Source organism: Sphingomonas sp. 10B4, from assembly GCF_035019905.1.
GTDB classification, from domain to species: domain Bacteria; phylum Pseudomonadota; class Alphaproteobacteria; order Sphingomonadales; family Sphingomonadaceae; genus Sphingomonas; species Sphingomonas glacialis.
Genome location: NZ_JASJVC010000329.1, coordinates 1 through 270 on the forward strand (window position 1 = coordinate 1; position 270 = coordinate 270).

General features: G+C 48.5%; 1 protein-coding gene. It reads left to right on the forward strand.

Features of this window, described 5'->3' with window-relative positions; genetic code table 11:
• Positions 1 to 270 (forward strand): PDZ domain-containing protein (locus tag QN347_RS20005; protein WP_323494430.1); only part of this gene is annotated, 270 nt, incomplete at its 5' end.

The window sequence follows — 270 nt, forward strand, 5'->3', positions numbered from 1 at the left end:
TTAGGTATTTTTGTCACCGACATGACCGACGCGCAAAAGAAAGAATTGCCAGGCGCCAGCGGTGTGGTTATCGATTCTGTTGAAGGCCCCGCAGCGCAAGCAGGTCTGCAACAGGGTGACATCATCCTGACCTTGAATAATGTCGATGTCAAAGATGCTAAGCAATTCGCTGCTATGGTCGCAAAACTTGATGCGAAAAAAGCTGCTGTCTTGTTAGTCCGCCGGGACAATATTTCTAAGTTCATCCCGATTCGTCCTGCTGCTCAGTAA